The following is a 22,008-nucleotide window of genomic DNA, read 5'->3' as shown; positions in this document are numbered from 1 at the left end:
GCGGGGGTGTGGTACGGGGTTGTTGTTTGAGAACTACATAGTGGACGCGAGCATCTAGGCACGCGCATGGTCATTGCTTCTTTTGGGGGGTGGTGGTGTGTGTGTGTCTTACAGCAATTTCTTTTTTTGAACCTGGATCCGTTCGTGCTTTTGCATGTGGCGGTTTCCGTGGTTCTCTCGAGAAGTTTTTTGATCTTGTGTGGTCAAGTTTTTAAGGGCACACGGTGGATGCCTTGGCATTAGGAGCCGAAGAAGGACGTAGGAATCTGCGATAAGCCTGGGGGAGTTGATAACCGAACGGTGATCCCAGGATGTCCGAATGGGGAAACCCCGCCAGAGGCTGTGAGGTTATCTGGTGACCCGCATCTGAACACATAGGGTGCGTGGGGGGAACGCGGGGAAGTGAAACATCTCAGTACCCGCAGGAAGAGAAAACAAGAGTGATTCCGTTAGTAGTGGCGAGCGAACGCGGATGAGGCTAAACCGTTCCATGTGTGATAGCCGGCGGGCGTTGCATGGGCGGGGTTGTGGGACTTTCCGTACTGGTTCTGCCGGACCGGTGGGGTGAGAGCATGGACATAGGTGAACGGTCTTGAAAGGCCGGCCGGAGAGGGTGTTAGCCCCGTAACCGTAATGTTGTGTGCCGCCTGGAGAGGATCCCAAGTAGCACGGGGCCCGAGAAATCCCGTGTGAATCTGTCAGGACCACCTGATAAGCCTAAATACTTCCTAATGACCGATAGCGGACCAGTACCGTGAGGGAAAGGTGAAAAGTACCCCGGGAGGGGAGTGAAACAGTACCTGAAACCGTGTGCTTACAATCCGTCGGAGCCAGTCTGATTCTGGTGACGGCGTGCCTTTTGAAGAATGAGCCTGCGAGTTAGTGTTACGTCGCGAGGTTAACCCGTGTGGGGTAGCCGTAGCGAAAGCGAGTCTGAACAGGGCGAGTGTAGTGGCGTGATCTAGACCCGAAGCGGAGTGATCTACCCATGGCCAGGTTGAAGCGACGGTAAGACGTCGTGGAGGACCGAACCCACTTCAGTTGAAAATGGAGGGGATGAGCTGTGGGTAGGGGTGAAAGGCCAATCAAACTCCGTGATAGCTGGTTCTCCCCGAAATGCATTTAGGTGCAGCGTTGCGTGTTTCTTGCCGGAGGTAGAGCTACTGGATGGCCGATGGGCCCTACAAGGTTACTGACGTCAGCCAAACTCCGAATGCCGGTAAGTGAGAGCGCAGCAGTGAGACTGTGGGGGATAAGCTTCATAGTCGAGAGGGAAACAGCCCAGACCACCAACTAAGGCCCCTAAGCGTGTGCTAAGTGGGAAAGGATGTGGAGTTGCGAAGACAACCAGGAGGTTGGCTTAGAAGCAGCCATCCTTGAAAGAGTGCGTAATAGCTCACTGGTCAAGTGATTCCGCGCCGACAATGTAGCGGGGCTCAAGTACACCGCCGAAGTTGTGGATTTCAGATAGTAGACAAGCCTTCGTGGTTCAGTCGTCTGGAGTGGTAGGGGAGCGTCGTGTGGGCGGTGAAGTCGCGGTGTAAACCAGCGGTGGAGCCTACACGAGTGAGAATGCAGGCATGAGTAGCGAAAGACGGGTGAGAAACCCGTCCGCCGAATGATCAAGGGTTCCAGGGTCAAGCTAATCTGCCCTGGGTAAGTCGGGACCTAAGGCGAGGCCGACAGGCGTAGTCGATGGACAACGGGTTGATATTCCCGTACCGGCGAAGGACCGCCCATGCCAAGCGGGGGATACTAACCGCCCGGAGCCTGCCCAATCACCCTTGTGGTGTGCGGGTTTTGGCCGAGCGCGGGACCTGATCCCGGGAGGTAAGCGTATTAACAGGTGTGACGCAGGAAGGTAGCCGGGCCGGGCGATGGTTGCCCCGGTCTAAGGATGTAGGGTCAGCGATAGGCAAATCCGTCGCTGTGTCTTTGATGACGTTCCTGAGATCTGATGGGACCCCCGTCATGGGGGGATCCGGTGATCCTATGCTGCCTAGAAAAGCATCGGCGCGAGGTCTTAGCCGCCCGTACCCCAAACCGACACAGGTGATCAGGTAGAGAATACCAAGGCGATCGAGAGAATTATGGTTAAGGAACTCGGCAAAATGCCCCCGTAACTTCGGGAGAAGGGGGGCCCCAACCTTGAACACCACTTGCTGGTGGGAGGGGATCGGGGCCGCAGAGACCAGGGGGAAGCGACTGTTTACTAAAAACACAGGTCCGTGCGAAGTCGCAAGACGATGTATACGGACTGACTCCTGCCCGGTGCTGGAAGGTTAAGAGGACCGGTTAGCCGCAAGGCGAAGCTGAGAATTTAAGCCCCAGTAAACGGCGGTGGTAACTATAACCATCCTAAGGTAGCGAAATTCCTTGTCGGGTAAGTTCCGACCTGCACGAATGGAGTAACGACTTCCCCGCTGTCTCAACCATAAACTCGGCGAAATTGCAGTACGAGTAAAGATGCTCGTTACGCGCAGCAGGACGGAAAGACCCCGAGACCTTTACTATAGTTTGGTATTGGTGTTCGGAGTGGCTTGTGTAGGATAGGTGGGAGACGTTGAAGCCCGGACGCCAGTTCGGGTGGAGTCATCGTTGAAATACCACTCTGGTCACTTTGGACATCTAACTTCGGCCCGTGATCCGGGTCAGGGACAGTGCCTGATGGGTAGTTTAACTGGGGCGGTTGCCTCCTAAAAAGTAACGGAGGCGCCCAAAGGTTCCCTCAGCCTGGTTGGCAATCAGGTGTCGAGTGTAAGTGCACAAGGGAGCTTGACTGTGAGAGAGACATCTCAAGCAGGGACGAAAGTCGGGACTAGTGATCCGGCGGTACATTGTGGAATGGCCGTCGCTCAACGGATAAAAGGTACCTCGGGGATAACAGGCTGATCTTGCCCAAGAGTCCATATCGACGGCATGGTTTGGCACCTCGATGTCGGCTCGTCGCATCCTGGGGCTGGAGTAGGTCCCAAGGGTTGGGCTGTTCGCCCATTAAAGCGGTACGCGAGCTGGGTTTAGAACGTCGTGAGACAGTTCGGTCCCTATCCGCTGCGCGCGCAGGAAATTTGAGAAGGGCTGTCCTTAGTACGAGAGGACCGGGACGGACGAACCTCTGGTGTGTCAGTTGTACTGCCAAGTGCACCGCTGATTAGCTACGTTCGGATGGGATAACCGCTGAAAGCATCTAAGCGGGAAGCTCGCTTCAAGATGAGATTTCCATACACCTCGTGTGTGAGAGGCCCCCAGCCAGACCACTGGGTTGATAGGCCGGATGTGGAAGACAGGACTAAAGACTGTTGAAGCTGACCGGTACTAATAGGCCGACAACTTACACCACACAAACACGATCACTGCTTGCGTCCACTATGTGGTTCCCGAACAACAACCCGTTCAGGAACAAACCACAACTGAATAACAACACCACCGTTCCCCCGAAAAAAAGGGAACACCTGTTGTAACCACAATCTTCCCGCCCCGCACCCCGTGCGGGGACCGGGTAACAGGGTTACGGCGGTCATAGCGTGGGGGAAACGCCCGGTCCCATTCCGAACCCGGAAGCTAAGACCCACAGCGCCGATGGTACTGCACCCGGGAGGGTGTGGGAGAGTAGGACACCGCCGGACAACCATTCACAGGCCAGGCCCCGACACACACTGTCGGGGCCTGACCCACTTAAACGCGGGCCTCCGACCCCCGGACCCCCCACCCCACCTGACGTGAGCGAGGGATCCCGATAGAGCACGCATAACCGAGCCGGCGTCCGGCCCGGACCCGGCATACGTGAGCCGGCGTCCCGTCAGAAACCCCCGAAACGTGAGCGAGGGTCCGGCGGATCAAACCCCCGCCCACCTATCACCCGGTTTCCACAAACCCCGGCTCACATATACGCCCGTTTCCCCAAACGCCGGCTCACATATCAACGGTTGTGGCAACACCGGATCACCATTGAGCCGGACCGGACCCCCATCCCCGAGCTGCCCTCAGCAGAAGTGAGCGGACATCCGGCCCGGACCCGTCAGAAGTGAGCGCGCGTCCGGCCCGGGACCGCTATATGTGAGCGCGCGTCGGGGGCCGGGGAGTTCGCCCGCGGCGGAATTGACCCCCAAATGCGCCCGAAATAGGGTGAATTTGGTCAAAAAAGCGCGGAAACACGCGGAATTTGCTGGCCGTGTCCTCCCAAGCTGGTAAGTTTTCGAACAGTGGCTCGCGCGCATGCCGTGTGTGAGCTCCAAAATCGTAAAGTCCAGGAGGACACAAATGGCTAAGAACCGTAGCGAACTGGTTTCCGAGGTAGCTGGCAAGGCTGGCACCAGCCAGGCCGCCGTCAACTCCGTGCTCGATGCCCTGTTCGAAGTTTTCGAGACTTCTGTCGCCGCTGGCGAGAAGATCACCATCCCGGGTTGGCTCGCCATTGAGCGCACCGACCGCGCTGCCCGCACGGGCCGCAACCCGCAGACCGGCGAGACCATCCAGATCGCCGCTGGCCACAGCGTCAAGCTGACCGCCGGCTCCAAGCTGAAGGCAGCTGTCGCCAAGAAGTAAGACACTTCGGCGAACGCCCTGAAAGGCGGCAACCTGCGGGTTGCCGCCTTTCTGCTTTAACCCGCTCGATTCGCCGCGCCGCCGACGTTAGCGGACAATGGATAGGTGCCGTCAGCCAAAACTCCAGCCACTGCTCCTTCACCCGCTTCGAAGCCGGGAACCAAGGCAGCTGCTGCCGTGGAAGGGATCTCCTTGCCGTGGCAGCTGGCGGGGTTCGCTGCCCTCTTCCTGGCTCTCGTTGGCGCCCTGATTTTCTCCGGTGCGTCGGCCGCGCGGCAGGTCGCTGATCCGGGCGCGCTGGTCCGCTGGGGGCTGCCCGTCGCCAAAGCCCTCCATAATGTGTCCCTGGCGACTGTCATCGGCGGACTGATCTTCGCCGTCGCCATCCTTCCCCGGAACGCGTCGCGATCGAAGGGCGACGAAGCCCCTGAGCATCCCGCGTTCAGCCGTGCTTTGGCCGTGGCGTCAGCAGCAGGTGCAGCCTGGACGCTCTCCGCCGTCGCGGTCCTCGTGCTGACCTACGCGGACGTGGCCGGGCAGAGGCTCTCCGGAGACGCGCAGTTCACTGCGTCCCTCGTCTACTTCATGACGGACATCCAGACCGGCCAAGCGTGGCTCGCCGTGACGATCATCGCCGCGATTGCCACGACGGCGCTCTTCGGGGTCCGCTCATTGGCTGGACTCGCGCTCACTCTTGTCCTGGCACTGGGCGGACTGGTGCCAAGCGCGCTAATCGGGCACTCCGCGAGTTCCAGCGACCATGAGGGCGCCATCAATTCGCTTGGCCTTCACTTGGTGGGCGTGTCCGCCTGGGTGGGTGGCATCATCATGCTTGCGGTCCTCTCAGGCGTCCTGCACGGTTCCAAGGCAACCGGCACCAAAGACATCACGGAGCAGACCCTTCGCCGGTTCTCCACCTTGGCCGGCTTCGCCTTCGTCCTGGTCTTCGCGTCGGGGGTCGTCAACGCAAGCATTCGCATCACCAGCTTTTCGGCCTTGGTGGGCACCCCCTACGGGCAGATCGTCCTGGCGAAGGCATTGGCCACTGTTGTCCTTGGCGGCATCGGGTTCATGCACCGCAAATGGGTGATCCCGCAGCTGGGCCGCAAGTCGATATCGACGCGCCGCGTGCTGTGGCAGCTTGTATTGGTTGAACTCCTGGTGATGGGCGCGACGTCGGGACTCGCCGTCGCGCTGTCCAGTTCGGCACCGCCGCTGCCCACCACCTACGCGCCCGACGCCTCGCCGGCCTTCATCCTGTCCGGGTACGAGCTCCCGCCTGAGCTGACGCCCGCACGCTGGTTGACCGAATGGCGCTTCGACTGGCTTTGGGTGGCCGTGGCCCTCTTCGGCGCGGCGAGCTACATCCTTGGCGTGGTCAAGGTCCGCCGGCGCGGTGACTCCTGGTCGTGGTTCCGTACCGTTAACTGGATGATCGGCCTGCTGGTCCTGACATACATCACGTCCGGACCGCCGTCGGTCTACGGCCGCATACTGTTCTCCGCTCACATGGTGGACCACATGGCTTTGACGATGGTGGCGCCGCTGTTCCTGGTCCTGGGTTCGCCCGTGACGCTGGCACTGCGTGCCCTGCCATCCCGCGGCGAGGGATCGCGCGGGGACGGTTCCCGCGGTGTCCGTGAGTGGCTCCTGGTGTTTGTGCACTCGAAATTCTCCCAAGTGGTGACCCACCCGCTGTTTGCTGCCGCGAACTTTGCCGGCTCGATCATCCTCTTCTACTACTCGGACGCGTTCGGCTGGGCGATGCGCGATCACGTGGGCCACGAGCTCATGAACCTGCACTTCACGCTAACCGGCTACATCTTTGTCCTCACCATGATCGGCACGGATCCGCTGCCCCGACGGGCGCCCTACCCCATGCGGTTGCTCCTCTTGCTCGCCACGATGGGCTTCCACGCATTCTTCGGCGTGTCCATCATGGGAGGCACCGGGCTGCTCGCGGCCGATTACTTCGGCAACCTCGGCCGGACCTGGGGGCAATCGGCCTTGCTGGACCAGCAGACCGGCGGCGCCGTGGCCTGGGGAATCGGCGAAGTCCCCACCTTGGTGGTGGCGATCGGCGTCGCGGTCATGTGGTCGCGTTCGGACGCTCGTGAGACGAAACGCACCGACCGGGCCGCGGACAGGAATAACGACGCCGACCTGAATGCTTACAACGATATGTTTGCGCGGCTTGCAGACCGCGATGCGAAACTGATTGATCGGGATTCCAAGCAGCCCGAAAGCAATACCAACCTGGAAGGACGCTGATGAGCGAAACCGTACGCACCCAACTGCGTGTCCGCGCCTCTGAACTGGTGGGCCGTAATTGGCTTAACACCGGCGGAAAGACGCTTGACCTGGAAGCGCTGCGCGGCAAGATCGTGCTGCTGGACTTCTGGACGTTCTGCTGCATCAACTGCCTGCATGTCCTGGATGAGTTGCGTCCGCTTGAGGAAAAGTACTCCGACGTGCTCGTGACGGTCGGCGTGCATTCTCCCAAGTTCGAGCACGAAGCCGATCCCGTGGCCCTCGCATCCGCCGTGGAGCGCTACGAAATCCACCACCCCGTCCTTGACGACCCCGAGCTCGCCACATGGAAGGCCTACACGGCCCGCGCCTGGCCGACGCTGGTGGTAGTGGACCCCGAGGGCTACATCGTGGCACACCTTTCCGGTGAAGGCCACGCAGACGGCCTCGCCGTGCTCCTTGAGGAGCTGGTGGCCGAGCACGAAGCCAAGGGGACCCTCCACCGAGGCGACGGCCCCTACGTGGCTCCCGTCCCGACGTCGGGCACCCTGCGCTTCCCCGGCAAGGCGACCCAGCTGGAGAACGGCAACTACCTTGTGGTCGATTCCGGCCACCACCGGTTGGTGGAACTTCGGCCTGACCTGGAGACCGTCGAACGCGTCATCGGTTCGGGAACGAAGGGTTACCTGGACGGAGTGGCGGAAATTGCGCAGTTCAACGAGCCGCAGGGCGTCGCAGTGCTCCCGCCGTCGCTCGCCTGGCAACTCGGGTACGAGGCAGTGGTCGCCGACACCGTGAACCACCGCCTCCGCGGCGTCACGCTCAGCTCGGGTTACGTGCAGACAGTCGCGGGCAACGGCGTACAGCGCCTGCTCGACGCCGGCCCTGCCCGCGTGACGGAAAGCGGTGCCGGCGTTTGGGCTGAACACCACGACGCCGGACCGGCGGACTTCGCTGCCGACGCACTCGACGTCGGGGTACTGGGCGTTGGGACCGGGGTGTCCCTGTCTTCGCCGTGGGACGTGGTGTGGAGCGAGAAGCTGCAGCGCGTTGTCATCGCGATGGCCGGCACGCACCAGATCTTTGCCTTCGAGCCTCTCAGCGGCGAGGTGTCCATCCTGGCTGGCTCGGGCCTTGAAGGTTTGCTTGACGGAGTTGCCGAGGAAGCCTGGTTCGCCCAGCCTTCCGGCCTGGCCGTGGATGCGGAAGACAACATCTGGGTGGCCGATTCCGAGACCTCGGCCTTGCGCCGCCTGGTCCTTGGCGAGTCCGGTGTGACCGTTGAGTCGGCGGTGGGCAAGGGCCTGTTCGATTTCGGTTTCCGGGACGGCGACGCCACGGAAGCCCGCTTGCAGCACCCCCTCGGTGTCACAGTGCTCCCCGATGGCTCCGTGGCAGTTGCCGACACCTACAACGGTGCCGTGCGGCGCTACGATCCCGCGACCAGGGCGGTGTCCACTGTGGCGCGGGGACTCGCGGAGCCGAGCGACGTCGTCGTGGTCTACCCCGAAGGCGGCGAACCGCTGCTGGTGGTGGTCGAATCCAACAAGCACCAACTGGTCCTGGTTCCCATCCCCAAGGAAGCCCAGCAGGTGGACGAGGGAGCCTCCCAGACGCAGCGGCCCAAGAGTCCCGTGGCGCCGGGGAAGCTGGAACTCACCGTGCGCTTCACGGCCCCGACCGGGCAGAAGCTCGACGACCGCTGGGGCGATCCCACGCAGCTGAAGATCTCGTCGACCCCGCCCGAGCTGCTGATTTCCGGTGGCGGCACGTCCGTGGGCCTGCTGCGGACACTGGAGTTGTCCGCGGATGTGCCTGACGGGATCCTCCACATCACGGCCCGTGCCGCTGCGTGTGACGGCCCGGAGACCGAGGACGGCGAAATCCCGGATCACGCCGCGTGCCACCTGTACCAGCAGGACTGGGGCATCCCTGTGGTCCTGCAGGCCGACGGCGATTCCGAGCTGGTGCTCGATCTGCGCGGGATGGACTAAGCAGGGGCTTTCGGGGGCGCAGCCTAGAAGCTCACCATTGGAGTGACCGTGATGGTGTCTGCGCCTATGTCCAGCCGTGTGGTGAAGCTGAAGTCGTGAACGGCGCTGAGATCGCCGACCTGCCCGCTGAAGAGATCGATTTCACGGGCTGTGACCTTGGCCTTGCCGTTGAGGGGAGCCACGACCCACTGCCCGTTGAAGGGGTCGATGCTGACCTTCGGATATTCCGTGATCTGCCATTTGATGGTGCCGTCCACCACCCGGCTGTTGGTGACATGGTAGAACGGGCAGTCAGGTTGGAGTTTTTGCTGCTTGGTGGCGTCAGCGGCGCAGGTGTCCAGGAATTCCTTGACCTTGTCGCTCACTACCTTGATCATGGCGTCCGTGGGCTTGGTCAGAAGGTTGAGGGGTGACTGGGGCAGGGCGCCCGTGGTCACCGAAGTATTGGTCGCCGGCGCCGAGAAGTATTTTCCGGTGAGACTGGCTTCGTACTGGCCGGGGTAAAACACGGCAAAGCTGTTGCGGCCATTGGGCAGGTTCACCGGGACGCCGTTCAGGCTCGCCTCGTTGGCGTTCACCGCGGTGACCTCGATGGTCGGCAAGGATGACGGCACGAAGGACCACTTGCCGAAGAACAGCCACTCGGTGCCCGTCCGTTCAAGCAGGAAATCTGAGTGCAGCGCTTTGCCGTCGATCTGGTAGTCCATGGGGACCGTCACCCGGTTGCCGCCCCGGGATTCGGCGTTGCCCAGCTTGACGTCGGTGATCTTCGACGCCGCCGTCTGGAGGGCTGTACCGTCCAGCATGGCGGCATTGGCGTTGGGCACTGACGCGTGCAGGAGCCCGAGGGCTTCCCCGCCATGCCCCTGCTGGAGGGCCGAGAGGTAGTCGCGCACCTGCTGCTGCGGGCTGGCGATGGAGTTGCTCACCAGGTTGATGGAGACGATCGCAGCGGCCACGGCAAGCATCAGACCGAGCAGCCACCCGGCCGCGGTCTTGACCAACGCTTGACTCAACTGCACGCCCTTTACGTTACCCGCCGGTTTGGCAATACCTTGCCATCGTTTCCCTCACGTGACGGCTGTACACGCTTTGGGGGAAGGGCACGACGGCGGGTGGCAGCTCCGCTTCAGCCGCGCCGACGCGAGGGGAGCAGGTCAGTTTCGCCATGCACAGACGGCACAGGCCCGCGATGCAACGGTATAGTGCCCGGATGGATGACAAAGCGATTCTGCTCAAATATCTGCGCGCCCGCCGGAGCGAGCTCCTCGCCAAGCTCGACGGACTCGACGAGTACGACGTCCGCCGGCCCATGACCCCCACCGGCACCAACCTCCTGGGATTGGTCAAGCATGTGGCCAGTGTGGAGCTTGGGTATTTCGGGGAGGTCTTTGGCCGGCCGAGCGGCCGGGACTTGCCGTGGTTCGCCGACGATGCCGAACCTGACGCGGACCTGTGGGTTGTACCGGAAGAGAGCCGGGACGGGATCATCAAACTGCATCGCTTCTCGGCTGAGCACAGTGATGCGACGATCGAGTCACTGCCGCTGGACGCTCCCGGGGAAGTGCCGTGGTGGCCGGAAGAACGCCGTCACGTGACGCTCCATCAAATCCTGGTGCACATGTGCGTCGAGACGGCCCAGCACTTGGGGCATGCCGACATACTTCGGGAGCTCATCGACGGTTCGGCCGGGAAGGGCCCCGGAGACTTGAACTTGTCACAGCGAAGTACCGAAGAATGGGCTGATCACCGGGCCAGGATCGAGGCCGCGGCGCGCCAGGCTGTGGGATAGCAATCCGGGGGTGAGATCTTGGCCCTGCGAGCTGATATGTGGGTCTGGTTGTCAAGAGGCATGGATGAGCGGCTCCTGGTTGTTGGTTCCTGGGGCCGCTCATCGCGTGCCGGCTGGTCGTCGTGAAGGTGTTGGCGGGTCTTTCTCGACTGCAGTGTCAGGCTGATATTCGCGGGTTGTTTACCGCATGACGATGTGTTCGGCTGGAGCGTATCGGTGTCTAGTATCGAGCGTCGACGCATTCGGTCTCGTCTGCTCATAGCTCACTCGCGGGTTAGCTCCGGATGCTGCCATCGCACGTCCACCACGCCGGGGGCACGTCCGGGGTCAGGCCGCGTTCATGCGTTCTCCTTGCTGGAGCGGGGCGGCCAGCGACCAGCACCAGCCGGCGAGTTCACGGGCGATCGCGGTGTTGGCCTTGACCGACAGTTTGTGCCGTTCATCGAAGTGTTCCCACTTGCGATGCAGCCGGTGGTTTCCTTCCATGGCGCGGATCCGGGTTGCCGGAGCGACGACATCGAACTGGCGCAACAGCCGTTCCCCGGGCCGGACGTAGGGGCGCCGGTGCTGCCACGCGGCTTCGATGAGGAGTTTGCGGGCGTAGGTGTTCCCGGCCTTGGTGATCGGGCCCTGGTGCCGGGACTGGCCGGAGGAGTCTTCACTGGGCACCAGCCCGAGGTAGGAGCCGATCGTGGAACCGGTGAAGCGCGTCCAGTCCCCGATTTCCACGGCCAGCCCGAACGCGGTGGTCATCTGGATGCCGCGCAGGCACATCAGCGCGTCGATCACCGGGGCGTAACGGCACGCCGCGGCCGTGGCGGCGACGTGCTTGTCGATCCGTGCCATATGCACGGCGAGCAGTTCGGCCTGCTCGAGATCAGCTTCGTAGGTGAACTGCAGCGCCGGTTCCTCAAAGCTCTGGCGGTGCAACCACCGGGTGTGTTCCTTCGTCCAGCGGGTGTCCTTGGGGTAGCGGATGCCGTGGCGCAGCAGGATGGCGTTCACGTGCTGGCGGGCGTGGGCGAGGTCCTTGGCCGTGCCCGAGCGTAGCCGGGACAGGTCCCGCAGGGCCTCTTCGTCCGGGTCCGGGATCCGCACCTCGGTGACCGAGCCGACCGCGAGCATCTCGGCCAGCACCCGGGCGTCGCGCCGGTCGGTTTTCACCCGGTCCCCGGGAGCGCGCAGCAGCTTCGAGGACGCCGCGACCACGCAGTTGATGTCCGCGGCGCGCAGGTAACGGGCCAGGACGAACCCGGTGGGTCCTGATTCGTAGACGGCCGTGACGTCCGGGGCGAACCGGCGGATCCACTCCAGCACGATGGCCGGGTCAGCGGGCATCGTGTGGGCGCTGACTTCGCCGGTGGCCGGGTTCAGCGCATGTCCCACCACGTTGACCGCGTGAACATCCAGACCAATGAAAGTATGCTCAAACATAGCCGGGACCTCCCAAACCTCACATGTGGCACTACCATTGCACCCCCGAGGAGCCGTCAGGCCAAGGGAACCTCCAATGGCAACCCACGGCCCTGTGAAACAGAAGGCCCCGGCCCCACCATCCCTCTCGGCCGTTCCCCTCCCGTCCGGGATAAAGGACATCACCGCCGGGGATTCAGGCCCCACAGCGCCGCCCTCCTCGCGGGATCCAACGGATCACACCAGCCGGCGCTGCGGGACCGCCCCGGCGAAAATGGCCGAACCGGACGGGAAGGACCTGCAACCCCTCATATCGTCTAGTGAAAGGCCCGAGATCTCACGTCTCGATGGGCTCCAGGTCCTTCGTGAACGCCAAGTGCTTGATCTCTTCCGGATCCGCGTCGACGTCGAAGAGCGCGGTGTAGCCCGTGGCCAGGTAGAGGTTCTTGGCCTCGGGCTGCCGCGGGCCGGTGGTGAGGTAGATCCGCCGGTAGCCGCGCCGCGACGCCTCGGCCTCCAGTTCCGAGAGGACCACCCTGGCCAGTCCACGACGCCGGTGCGCCGAATGCGTCCAGATCCGCTTGAGCTCTGCCGTGCCGGAGTCGTAGCAGCGGAATGCCCCGCCAGCCACGGTTTCCCCGTTCTCCTGAAGGATGAGCAGGGCACCGTGGGGCGCGGCAAACTCGTCCGCCGGGTACCTGTTGAGTTCCTCGGCCGCGCCACCGCTGCCGAAGAGGTCGCCGTAGCGCGTGGTGTATTCGACGGCGAGTTCGTCCAGGAGGGGCCTGACGCGGGGATCGCTCATGGGCACGGTCAGGACCGAAAGGCCCGACGACGGCAGGGTTGGCGTTGTTGTCATGACATGCCTTTCGTGAATGTGCCCAACTGACTCGCAGTTGTTGTCGTTATGAGGCGTCAAAACGACAACAAATGCGAGTCAGTTGGGTGGGCGGGGCTGGTTGGGTGGGCGGAGAGTTCGGACAGGAGGCGGCGGGCCAGGGCGTCGTTCTCGCGGAACGGTGCCGCGTTGGTTCCGGGCCGCGCGAACGCACCGGCGCCCCAACCCGAGGTCCAGGGTCCGACGGCGAAAAGCCCCGCCTGCCGAACGCCGTCGGGACCCAGGACTTCGTGTGAACTCGAGACCAACAGCTTACCGGTGGAGTGTGGGCCGTCCGAGGTGGGGAGCGACTGTTCGGTGCCCCATACGGCGTCGTGCAGGTCCGCCAGCGCGGGGTTGGCCGATCGCGCCACCGACGGCGACGGCAACCGTGCCTCGATGTACGCCGCCGCATCAACCACCACCGGCGATTGGAAGGAACCGGCCACGAATCGGCCGCTGGCCTCGTCTGGACGCACCCACGTGCCCGGTCCCAGGAACTGCAGCAGCCCGGCGCGATGCAGGGCGAGGATTTCGCGCAGCCGGTGCGGCGGCGGGCCGGAATCCACGAAACTGAAGAAGCCGTGCCACCAACCATGCACCGCTTGTTGGGAGCGCGAATTGAGCCGCTCCTGGGGGACAAACCGGCCGAGTTCCGTGTAGACCCGGAGCAGGGCCGTGAATAAGGCGACGGTTTCCGAGTGGTCGGGACTCGTGCGGAGCGTGAGATCCCGTTCGATGTGGTTCGCCACCGATCTCTGCACCGCGGTATGGTCAGGGAAGGCGCAGCCGCTGAACGGTTGGTCGAGGGCCTCGAGGTCGAGCCGCAGGGCCGGGTCCGGGATGGCCGCGGCTATGAGGTTCTCGCGGTCGCGGCTGTACCAATCCAGGGCATCGAAGCGTGCCGAAAACTCGTCCCAATCGCCGCGAACGCGTTCCGGGTGGCCGGTGAAGAGCTCGCGGTAATAGGCGTAGCCCGCGTCCTTGGCGATGAGCGGCCACAGCTGGGTCCGGAAATCCAGCTCCTCGTGGGCGGCGAGCAGCAATTCCACGGCGTCCGCGGTGAAGTACCGCGGGGCGCCGACGGGTTCGCCGCGCAGGGCCGACGAGATCTTGGAGTGGTAGGGGACTCCTCGCCGGGATCCTGCCCAGAGCCGCGGTTCGGCGCCGGACGGCACATAGTCCAGGCCGCCGTCGGGCCTGTCTTCGAAGCGGCCGCCGCGGCCCTCGAACAAGAGCACCAGCAGGTCCACGAACGCCAGCCCCATGCCCGAAACCAGGACGTCCTGGCCGGGTGCGATCGCCGAATAGTCGACGTCGGTGGTGTACGACGGCGCCGCATGGAACCCGCCGTGGCGCGCGGCGAAGTCCGCCAGACGCGCTGACTCCGGCCCGGCTTGGGAATCCGTGTGCCCCAGCGAATACACCACGATGTCCGCCTCCAGGACCCCACCGGAGGCGAGCCGCACGCGGTACTTCGCACCGCCGTCGGGCCCTGGCGCAAGATGTTCGACGGCGGTGGCCGTGTCCCGGTGGACCGTCACCGCGACGTTCTGGCCGAGGGCCGCGACGGCCCGCCGGAAGAACCACTCGAGGTACTTGCTCTGGAGCCGGCGGCTGGGAAAGGACGCCGGTGTGAGCGTCCGGAGCTGCTCAAGAAGGTGGGTTTCCAACTGCGGGACGTCGCGGATGGAACCGTCGAGCACGCCGGCTGCCCAGGTAGCCACGCCCGGACCGTCTACGGCGGGTCCGTCGCAGGCCACGGAGCTGTCGGTGAACATCGTGACGTCTGCAGCCGTGGAGTTGAGCAGGAGTCCCGGGTTCTGGTCATAGCGCCAGATCCTCCCGGAACCGGGTTCGTACGGCTCGATGATATGGATGGCGAGGGGGCCGTCGAAAAGGCCATTCCTGTTGGCCGCGAGGCGTTCGAGGATGCCGGCTGAGCGCGGACCACCGCCAATGAACACGATGGTGGGGGCGAAGGGCGGCATGACAACTCCTGTTGGCGGTGGCTGGTGCTACCCGAGCCTAGGGACGTGGCGGGCCCTTGGTCGAGGCGCTGGTAACGGCCGTTCACTGCGCGTCACGGTGGGTCAACGAGCGCAAAGAACGGACTCATATGGCTCCGTATGAAGCGGCGCGAAGCGCCATGAAGCCCGATGAAGAAGTGCAAAAATCCGCCTTGCAGCCGCTTCGAGAATGCCCCTAGGTTGGCAGCCATCCGATCAAACAAGCGATACGAAGCGAGGTGGCGCATGAGTTCAGCAGCAACCACAGTGGCGCAGTCCGCACAGCAATCTGCACCGGAACCGGCGCCGGCCAGCGCCTTTTTGGAACACAGCGCCGTCGAGGAAAGCCCGACGGCGGCCGCGGCCCAGGGTGCCGCGGCCCAGGGTGCCGTCGCCCGGCCGGCAGCTGGCTACTCCGGCTACAAACTGGTCCCGGCCCGGCATCCATGGCGCTGGGTAGGCACAGCTGTGGTGGCGCTAGGCGTCGTGGCGGTGGCCTGGTCCCTCGCGACGAACCCGCGTTGGGAGTGGGGCGTGGTGGCGCAATGGTTCACCGCGCAGTCAGTGGTGAACGGCCTGGTGGAGACACTCAAGCTGACGGCCATCTCCGGCGCGCTCGGCTTTGTCCTCGGCTTCATCCTGGCGCTCATGAGGCTCTCGGCATCGCCGCTGCTGCTCTCTGTGTCCTGGACGTTCTCGTGGATCTTCCGTTCCACACCGTTGTTGGTGCAGATGCTGCTTTGGTACAACCTGGGCTACCTCTACGAGAAGATCAGCTTGGGCATCCCCTTCACGGATATCCGATTCTTCGAGGTCCAGACCACCACGCTCATCAGCCAATTCGCAGCCGCCGTCCTGGGCCTGACCCTCAATCAGGCGGCGTACTCTGCGGAGATCATCCGCGGCGGCATCCTCTCGGTGGACCCAGGCCAGCTCGAGGCAGCCGCGGCACTGGGCATTCCGGCCTGGCGACGCTCCACCAGGATCGTGTTGCCGCAGGCCATGCGGGCCATCCTCCCGACGGCTTTCAATGAGATCATCGGCCTGGTCAAGGGCACCTCGATCGTCTACGTCCTGGCCTATTCCGAGCTGTTCTACACCGTGCAGGTCATCTACAACCGTACCCAGCAGGTACTTCCGCTGCTTCTCGTGGCGACCCTCTGGTACGTGGCCATTACCTCGGTCCTGAGCATCTTCCAGTACTACATCGAGCGGCACTACTCGAAGGGCGCCGTTCGCAACCTGCCGCTCACTCCGTTGCAGAAGGCGAGGAAGTTCTTTTCCACCCACCCAGCCGTGAATTTTGACCGAGCGAAGGATGCCCGATGAGTACCGCCGAAAGCCCGACGACGGCGGCGCCCGCCGCCGCTGCAACCCGCGGCCACGTGGAAATCACCAACGTCCGCAAGTCTTTTGGGGGCACCGAAGTCCTCAAGGGTGTTTCCCTGACGGTGCCGCCAGGCGGCGTCGCCGTGATCGTGGGACCCTCCGGCTCAGGGAAATCGACCCTGCTACGCACCATCAACCACTTGGAAAAGGTGGACGGCGGGTACATCACCATCGACGGCCAATTGGTGGGCTACCAGCTCCGTGGGAACAAGCTGCACGAACTGCGTGAAAAGGACATCCTCGAGCAGCGCACCGACATCGGCATGGTGTTCCAGAACTTCAACCTGTTCCCGCACCTCACCGCGTTGGAAAACGTGACCGAAGCACCCGTCGTCGCGCTCCACCGGAACAAGGCCGGAGCGCGCAAGCGTGCGCTGGAACTCCTGGACCGGGTGGGACTCAAGGACCGGGCCGATGCCTATCCGCGGCAGTTGTCCGGCGGCCAGCAACAGCGTGTTGCCATCGCACGGGCGCTGGCCCTTGACCCCAAGATCCTGCTCTTCGACGAACCCACTTCGGCGCTGGATCCGGAGCTCGTCAACGAGGTCCTCGATGTCATCCGCGAACTCGCCACCTCGGGTACCACGTTGATCATCGTCACGCACGAAATGGGCTTCGCCCGGGACGTTGCGGACACCGTGGTCTTCATGGACGAAGGGCAGATCGTGGAGCAGGGCAGTCCCCGGGAGATCTTCGCGAATCCCCGTGAACCCCGGACGCGGAGCTTCTTCTCCAAAGTCATCGAACCAGCTTTCAACATCTGAGGAATCTTTGAAAATGCCACGCATCAGAACCCGGCTTCTCGCGCTAGCGGTGCTGCCCGCCGTCGTACTCCCGGCGCTCGCTGGCTGCTCCGACCCGGGCGCGTCCGCTGCCGCGGCCAGTCCGTCCGCGAGTGCGGCCCGCAACGGAGTCGTCTACAACACCTCGCCCGAGCAGAACCGCATCCGGGCACAGAAGGACCCCACCGCGGCAGCCGCGGTTCCCGCCGCGATCGGCAAGGACGGCAAACTGACCGTTGCCACCACCGCCGGATCCATCCCGCTGTCCTTCCACGCCACGGATGACAAGACCCCGATCGGCGTCGAGGTAGACATTGCACAACTCGTGGCCGACAAGCTGGGCCTCGCGCTGGACGTGCAGGTGACCTCGTGGGAGAACTGGCCGCTCAAGACGCAGTCGGGGGATTTCGAAGCTGTGTTCTCGAACGTCGGCATCAACAAGGACCGGGTGAAACTGTTCGACTTCTCCACCTACCGCGCCGCGTACATGGGCTTCGAAGCAAAGAAGTCGTCCACGTACAACATCAAGGGCGCGGATGACATCTCCGGGTTGAAGGTCTCGGTGGGCTCGGGCACCAACCAGGAGAAGATCCTCTTGGCCTGGAACAAGGACCTCGAATCCCGCGGCAAGGCCCCGGCAACCCTCCAGTACTACTCTTCCGACGCCGACACCATCCTGGCGCTCTCCTCCGGCCGGACAGACTTGAACATCGCACCCTACCCGTCCGTCTCCTACCGCGAGAACACCCGGAACGACCTGAAAGTGGTGGGCAAAGTCAATGCCGGCTGGCCCTCCGAGACCCTCGTCGCGGCTACCACCCTCAAAGGCAACGGCCTGGCTCCGGCCATCACGGATGCCTTGAATTCGGCCATCAAGGACGGTTCCTACGGCAAGGTCCTGGCGCGTTGGGGCCTGAGCGAAGAAGCGCTGCCGGAATCAAAGACCGTGACCGAGGCCAACTTCGGCAGTGCCCAGACAGGGAAAACACAGTGAAGTTCCAGGTACTCGACATCATTCCGCACCTGAAGAACCCGGTGACGGGGGAAATCGTTTCGACGGCGGAGCGGCTCAACCAGGTGGTGGAGACTGCGCGCCGGGCCGAGGAACTGGGTTTCGACAGTTTCGCTGTAGGGGAGCGGCATGCCGGTGAGTTCATCTCTTCGTCCCCGACGACGGTCCTCGCGCTCGAGGTCATCCCGGCGGTCCGCGCAGCCGCGCCCACCACCTTGTGGGAGCCGACGGATCCCTACGGCGGTCGTCCGGAGTTCGCCGGAGCCACGTCGCCTGACGCCGCGGGAACCGTCACCGCAGACCACGCAAACCACAGGAGGAATCATGCCTACGCCCACTGAAACGGCTGCCCCCACCACAGCGGCCTTCACCGCCGCGTGGCAGGAATGGCACGCCGCGCATGAGCGCCACCGCGCCGATCCGCACGGATTCCTCGCCGTCACCCACCTGCATTGGCTTGGGCATTCGCATCGGCCTGGCGGCGCGGCTCCACTGGACGGGGTGCCCGGCATCTGGAGTGTTGAGAACGACGTCGTCACCGTGGTTTTGGGGGTAGGCGAAAGCCTGCTTCGGGACGGCCACGAACTCAACCCCGACGCCGCAGGGGCCACCGTCACTTTCGGCCCGATCGCCGAACGCGACGGCCTCACCCTCAAGTCGGGGGACGCCGTCGTCGAGCTTGCCAAGCGCGGCGGCGAGTACATCGTCCGGCCGCGGCACCCCGGGAACCCGCTGCTCAATGAATACCGCGGCACACCGGCATACGCGCCCGATGCTTCGTTCGCCGTGAACGGTACGTTCGTGCCGTTCGAGTCTCCACGTCCCACCACGGTAGGCGCCGCCGTTGAGGGCATCCAGCACGTCTACGAAGCACCGGGCGAGCTCCATTTCACGCTCGCGGGCCAGGACCTGGTGCTGACGGCCTTCAATGGACATGCTCCGGGCACGCTCTCGGTGTTGTTCACGGATGCGACCTCGGGCAAGACCACTTATGCGGCCAATCGCTCGCTCACGGTTGTCCCGGATGGGGACGGATCCGTGGTGCTCGATTTCAACCGTGCGGTCAACCTGCCGTGCGCCTACACGGACCTTGCCACGTGCCCGTTGCCGCCTGCAGAGAACCGGCTGGCCGTGGCCATCGAAGCCGGCGAACAGATTCCATACGAAAGGCGGGAACAGCAATGAGCGGCAACACCCAGTCTGGCTTTTTGGCTCTGGAGCTCGACGGCGACGGCGCCCACCCAGCCGCCTGGCGCAAAGCCCGGCATGTACCGGATGGGTTGCTGAACGGTGCGCGGATTCGGAGCACAGTCTTGGCGGCGGAGTCGGCGGGGTTCCATGTGGCGACGTTCGCCGATGGGCCGGTGAGTTCCGGACGTGACGTTGCCGGCCGCCTGAACGCCTTGCAGCGGGCCGCCTTCGCCGGGCCGGTGACAAGTTCGATTGTGCTGGTCCCTGAAGTCGACACGGTTTACACCGAGCCCTTCCACGTTTCGACGCAGCTGGCGAGCCTTGACTATGTCTCGGGCGGACGTGCCGGTTGGCTCGTCGCGGCGAGTGGCTCCGCGGAGGAGGCAGCCGCCGTCGGGCGCTCTTTTGCTGAAGGGGCCGCCTTGGCGCAGGAGGCTGCGGCGTCCGTGGAAGTGAGCCGGCGGCTCTGGGATTCCTGGGAGGACGGCGCCGTGATCCGGGACGTGGCCACCGGGCGGTACCTCGACGTCGACCAACTCCACTACGTCGACTTCGAGACGCCAGCCGATTTCGCGGGGCCCGGGTATTCCGTGAAGGGGCCCTCCATCATTCCGCGCCCGCTGCAGGGGCAGTTGCCCGTGGTTGCGCAGGCCGGCTTGCTTCCTTCGGACGCCGATGTGGTGCTGGTGTCCGCTCCGACGCCTTCACTGCTCGTGGCGGAGGTTGCGGAGGTGCGTCGGGCTATTGCTGGGGGCGGCGCCGTTGTTGGGGGCGGCGCGACCCGTGCGGGAGGCGCCGCTGTAGTGGCGGAGCTCGACGTCGTCCTTGACGCGCGCGGGCAAAGCGCCTCCGGGCGGCTCGCCGAATTGGACGCCTTTACTCCGTGGTCCAGTTCCCGAGCGCGCTTCGTCGGCACGGCCGCGGAGCTCGTTGATTTCCTGGCGGAGCTGCTTGTGGTGGCCGACGGCGTGCGGCTGCATCCCGCTGTCCTGGACGTAGAGCTCGAGGAGCTGGCGCAGTTGGTGCTGCCCGAGCTTCGGCGCCGCGGGGCGCTTAAGCCTGTTGCCCAGGGCGGCACGTTCCGGGAATTGCTGGGTCTTGAACGGCCGCTGAACCGGTACGCGAGCGTTGGCTCGGAAAACTGAGGAGAGAACATGACACAGCACAACCGTGCTAAATTCCAGCCGAGCGGGACAATCCAGTTCGGGATCTTCTTCCAGGGCGTCAACTCCGGCACCATCTGGAAGGCGCCCGAATCCGGTTCGCAGACTGACTTTGAGTCATTCCGGAGGATCGCCCAGACCGCCGAGCGTGGGCTGTTCGCTGCCTTCTTCCTGGGCGAAGGCCTGCGCTTGCGTGAACACCTCGGCCGTCCGCATGCTTTGGATGTCGCGGGCAGGCCGGACGCGCAGACGGCGCTCGCGGCGCTCGCGTCGGTGACGTCGAACATCGGGCTCGTGGCAACGCAGAACACCACGTATAACGATCCCGCCGACCTCGCTCACCGGCTCGCCTCGCTCGACTTGCTCTCCGGCGGGCGGGCAGCCTGGAACATCGTCACCACAGATAACGCGTGGACCGGGGCCAACTTCCGGCGGGGCGGCTACCTGGACCATGCCGATCGCTATGTCCATGCCGAAGCCTTCGTGGAGACCGCCAAGAGGATTTGGGATTCGTGGGAGGACGGGGCGGTTTCCTCGTCCGTTTCCGCGGATTCCTGGGCGGTTCCATCGCATGTCCGGAGTGTGCACCACTCGGGGCAGCACTATTCCGTGGACGTCACGCCCCGGTTGCCGCGCAGCGCCCAGTACAGGCCGGTGTTGTTCCAAGCCGGCGACTCTCCCGAGGGCCGTGACTTCGCCGCCCGCCAGGCGGATGTCATCTTCTCGGCGCACCCGAAGTTCGACGATGCCGTGGAGTTCCGCGCCGATATCGTCTCGCGCTCCCTGGCGGCCGGGCGGGGTGCCAACGACGTCCAGATCATGCCCGCCAGCGAGTTCATCCTCGCGGCGACCGACGAGGAAGCGCGCGAAAAGAAGGAATGGGTCCGCAGCCTGCAGATCGGGCCGCAGCAGGCAGTTGCGTACCTGGAACAGTTCTGGGGCCGGGAGTTGTCCGCCTACGATCCCGATGGTCCGCTGCCGGAGATCGATCCGGTGGTAGAGGAGACCTCCGAGACCCGGGGCAGTGGTTTCCACGGTGCCAGGGCCCTGCAGCTCGCCGAGCAGTGGCGCGCCGAGGCCAAGGAGAAGGGCCTGTCCATCCGGCAGTTCGTGAGCTCCCGGACGTCAAGGGTGGACGCGACGTTCACCGGATCCTACGCAGCGGTGGCCGACACCCTGGCCGAATACGCCCGGGTGGGTGCCGTGGACGGTTTCAACATCTCGCCCTGGCTCATCCCCACGGGCCTGGATGACATCGTGAACCATCTTGTGCCCGAGCTTCAGGAACGCGGTGTGTATCCCACGGAGTACGCCGGCTCGACCCTCCGAGAGAACCTGGGGCTGGCGACGCCGGTGCGTTCGGAGGCGTTTTGAATCGGTGAAGCTTTGAACTTCCATCGATTGCTTCGTAGACGCCGTTTTGAGCGTCCAAAACGGCGCTCTGGGCCCACGCCGGCACGGTTTCCTGGCCGAACTTGTGAGGCGAGGGGGCCGGTGGGGAACGGCGGATACAACCATGACGGACTAGTGCGGCTCAAATTAACAGTGTGGGAACAGTGGCTCTAGAACGGATTCATCAAAGAACCGGAAG

14 protein-coding genes, 2 rRNA genes and 1 pseudogene are annotated in these 22,008 nt (G+C 63.9%); 13 read left to right on the top strand and 4 right to left on the bottom strand.

What is annotated here, in order from left to right:
- Positions 1-201 precede the first annotated feature (201 nt).
- From OIT41_RS18590 to OIT41_RS18570, 5 genes are all read left to right on the top strand, one after another.
- A 23S ribosomal RNA gene (locus OIT41_RS18590) occupies positions 202-3,340 on the top strand.
- A gap of 169 nt (positions 3,341-3,509) precedes the next feature.
- Positions 3,510-3,626 (top strand): 5S ribosomal RNA (rrf, locus tag OIT41_RS18585).
- Between the two features lie 634 nt (positions 3,627-4,260).
- The gene (locus OIT41_RS18580; RefSeq protein ID WP_184739845.1) at positions 4,261-4,545 is read left to right on the top strand and encodes an HU family DNA-binding protein; all 285 of its coding nucleotides are present in this window, start codon (positions 4,261-4,263) and stop codon (positions 4,543-4,545) included.
- A 105-nt stretch (positions 4,546-4,650) separates the two neighbouring features.
- The gene (locus OIT41_RS18575; protein WP_264637062.1) at positions 4,651-6,816 is read left to right on the top strand and encodes a bifunctional copper resistance protein CopD/cytochrome c oxidase assembly protein; all 2,166 of its coding nucleotides are present in this window, start codon (positions 4,651-4,653) and stop codon (positions 6,814-6,816) included.
- Positions 6,816-8,789 (top strand): NHL domain-containing thioredoxin family protein, encoded by a 1,974-nt coding sequence (locus tag OIT41_RS18570; protein WP_264637061.1) that lies wholly within the window; start codon positions 6,816-6,818, stop codon positions 8,787-8,789. Before OIT41_RS18575 ends, OIT41_RS18570 begins: the two co-directional genes overlap by 1 nt.
- Positions 8,790-8,812: 23 nt before the next feature.
- Here the strand turns inward: OIT41_RS18570 and OIT41_RS18565 are convergent, their stop codons facing one another.
- Positions 8,813-9,805: a hypothetical protein gene (locus OIT41_RS18565; protein WP_264637989.1), complete on the bottom strand. Its 993-nt coding sequence runs from the start codon at positions 9,803-9,805 to the stop codon at positions 8,813-8,815.
- A 197-nt stretch (positions 9,806-10,002) separates the two neighbouring features.
- Here OIT41_RS18565 and OIT41_RS18560 point away from each other — a divergent pair, with 197 nt between their 5' ends.
- Positions 10,003-10,581, top strand: coding sequence for a DinB family protein (locus tag OIT41_RS18560; protein WP_241710719.1), 579 nt, complete (start codon positions 10,003-10,005; stop codon positions 10,579-10,581).
- A 327-nt stretch (positions 10,582-10,908) separates the two neighbouring features.
- On the opposite strand, the gene OIT41_RS18555 is transcribed toward OIT41_RS18560, so the two are convergent.
- The 3 genes from OIT41_RS18555 to OIT41_RS18545 all read right to left on the bottom strand — a co-directional run bounded on the left by OIT41_RS18555 (position 10,909) and on the right by OIT41_RS18545 (position 14,862).
- Positions 10,909-12,015 (bottom strand): IS110 family transposase, encoded by a 1,107-nt coding sequence (locus tag OIT41_RS18555; protein WP_264637060.1) that lies wholly within the window; start codon positions 12,013-12,015, stop codon positions 10,909-10,911.
- Positions 12,016-12,331: 316 nt separating this feature from the next.
- Positions 12,332-12,853: a GNAT family N-acetyltransferase gene (locus tag OIT41_RS18550; protein WP_264637059.1), complete on the bottom strand. Its 522-nt coding sequence runs from the start codon at positions 12,851-12,853 to the stop codon at positions 12,332-12,334.
- A gap of 56 nt (positions 12,854-12,909) precedes the next feature.
- Positions 12,910-14,862: an FAD/NAD(P)-binding protein gene (locus tag OIT41_RS18545; RefSeq protein ID WP_264637058.1), complete on the bottom strand. Its 1,953-nt coding sequence runs from the start codon at positions 14,860-14,862 to the stop codon at positions 12,910-12,912.
- A 264-nt stretch (positions 14,863-15,126) separates the two neighbouring features.
- Between OIT41_RS18545 and OIT41_RS18540 the strand changes: the two genes are divergently transcribed.
- The 7 genes and pseudogenes from OIT41_RS18540 to OIT41_RS18510 all read left to right on the top strand — a co-directional run bounded on the left by OIT41_RS18540 (position 15,127) and on the right by OIT41_RS18510 (position 21,791).
- A complete protein-coding gene (locus OIT41_RS18540; RefSeq protein WP_241710716.1) occupies positions 15,127-16,209 on the top strand; it encodes an amino acid ABC transporter permease in 1,083 nt (360 codons plus the stop codon).
- Positions 16,206-17,033, top strand: a complete 828-nt coding sequence (locus tag OIT41_RS18535; protein ID WP_241710715.1) for an amino acid ABC transporter ATP-binding protein — start codon at positions 16,206-16,208, stop codon at positions 17,031-17,033. The genes OIT41_RS18540 and OIT41_RS18535 overlap by 4 nt, the downstream gene beginning before the upstream one ends.
- Before the next feature lie 13 nt (positions 17,034-17,046).
- Positions 17,047-18,045 carry an ABC transporter substrate-binding protein gene (locus OIT41_RS18530; protein WP_241710714.1) on the top strand — a complete coding sequence of 333 codons (999 nt, stop codon included), beginning with the start codon at positions 17,047-17,049 and terminating at the stop codon, positions 18,043-18,045.
- Positions 18,042-18,237: pseudogene (locus OIT41_RS18525) on the top strand (LLM class flavin-dependent oxidoreductase); the annotation flags it as partial. The gene OIT41_RS18530 and the pseudogene OIT41_RS18525, both read left to right, overlap by 4 nt.
- A 150-nt stretch (positions 18,238-18,387) precedes the next feature.
- Positions 18,388-19,248 (top strand): DUF1684 domain-containing protein, encoded by an 861-nt coding sequence (locus OIT41_RS18520; protein WP_241710713.1) that lies wholly within the window; start codon positions 18,388-18,390, stop codon positions 19,246-19,248.
- Complete coding sequence (locus OIT41_RS18515; RefSeq protein WP_241710712.1) at positions 19,245-20,399, top strand: LLM class flavin-dependent oxidoreductase; 1,155 nt, start codon at positions 19,245-19,247, stop codon at positions 20,397-20,399. The genes OIT41_RS18520 and OIT41_RS18515 overlap by 4 nt, the downstream gene beginning before the upstream one ends.
- Positions 20,400-20,408: 9 nt before the next feature.
- On the top strand, positions 20,409-21,791 hold the full coding sequence (locus OIT41_RS18510; RefSeq protein ID WP_241710711.1) for an NtaA/DmoA family FMN-dependent monooxygenase: 1,383 nt from the start codon (positions 20,409-20,411) through the stop codon (positions 21,789-21,791).
- The last annotated feature ends 217 nt before the right edge of the window (positions 21,792-22,008 follow it).

This window comes from Arthrobacter sp. YA7-1 (genome assembly GCF_025960325.1).
Taxonomy (GTDB): Bacteria; Actinomycetota; Actinomycetes; order Actinomycetales; family Micrococcaceae; genus Arthrobacter; species Arthrobacter bambusae_A.
The sequence above is the reverse complement of the archived record's forward strand: the minus strand, read 5'-3'. Positions and strand labels throughout refer to the sequence as shown.

Excerpts from the sequence above, each read along its gene's own strand:
- OIT41_RS18580 (WP_184739845.1), top strand. The coding sequence starts at position 4,261 with ATGGCTAAGAACCGTAGCGAACTGGTTTCCGAGGTAGCTGGCAAGGCT.
- OIT41_RS18570 (WP_264637061.1), top strand. The coding sequence starts at position 6,816 with ATGAGCGAAACCGTACGCACCCAACTGCGTGTCCGCGCCTCTGAACTG.
- OIT41_RS18560 (WP_241710719.1), top strand. The coding sequence starts at position 10,003 with ATGGATGACAAAGCGATTCTGCTCAAATATCTGCGCGCCCGCCGGAGC.
- OIT41_RS18555 (WP_264637060.1), bottom strand. The coding sequence starts at position 12,015 with ATGTTTGAGCATACTTTCATTGGTCTGGATGTTCACGCGGTCAACGTG.
- OIT41_RS18550 (WP_264637059.1), bottom strand. The coding sequence starts at position 12,853 with ATGACAACAACGCCAACCCTGCCGTCGTCGGGCCTTTCGGTCCTGACC.
- OIT41_RS18545 (WP_264637058.1), bottom strand. The coding sequence starts at position 14,862 with ATGCCGCCCTTCGCCCCCACCATCGTGTTCATTGGCGGTGGTCCGCGC.
- OIT41_RS18540 (WP_241710716.1), top strand. The coding sequence starts at position 15,127 with ATGAGTTCAGCAGCAACCACAGTGGCGCAGTCCGCACAGCAATCTGCA.
- OIT41_RS18535 (WP_241710715.1), top strand. The coding sequence starts at position 16,206 with ATGAGTACCGCCGAAAGCCCGACGACGGCGGCGCCCGCCGCCGCTGCA.
- OIT41_RS18530 (WP_241710714.1), top strand. The coding sequence starts at position 17,047 with ATGCCACGCATCAGAACCCGGCTTCTCGCGCTAGCGGTGCTGCCCGCC.
- OIT41_RS18520 (WP_241710713.1), top strand. The coding sequence starts at position 18,388 with ATGCCTACGCCCACTGAAACGGCTGCCCCCACCACAGCGGCCTTCACC.
- OIT41_RS18515 (WP_241710712.1), top strand. The coding sequence starts at position 19,245 with ATGAGCGGCAACACCCAGTCTGGCTTTTTGGCTCTGGAGCTCGACGGC.
- OIT41_RS18510 (WP_241710711.1), top strand. The coding sequence starts at position 20,409 with ATGACACAGCACAACCGTGCTAAATTCCAGCCGAGCGGGACAATCCAG.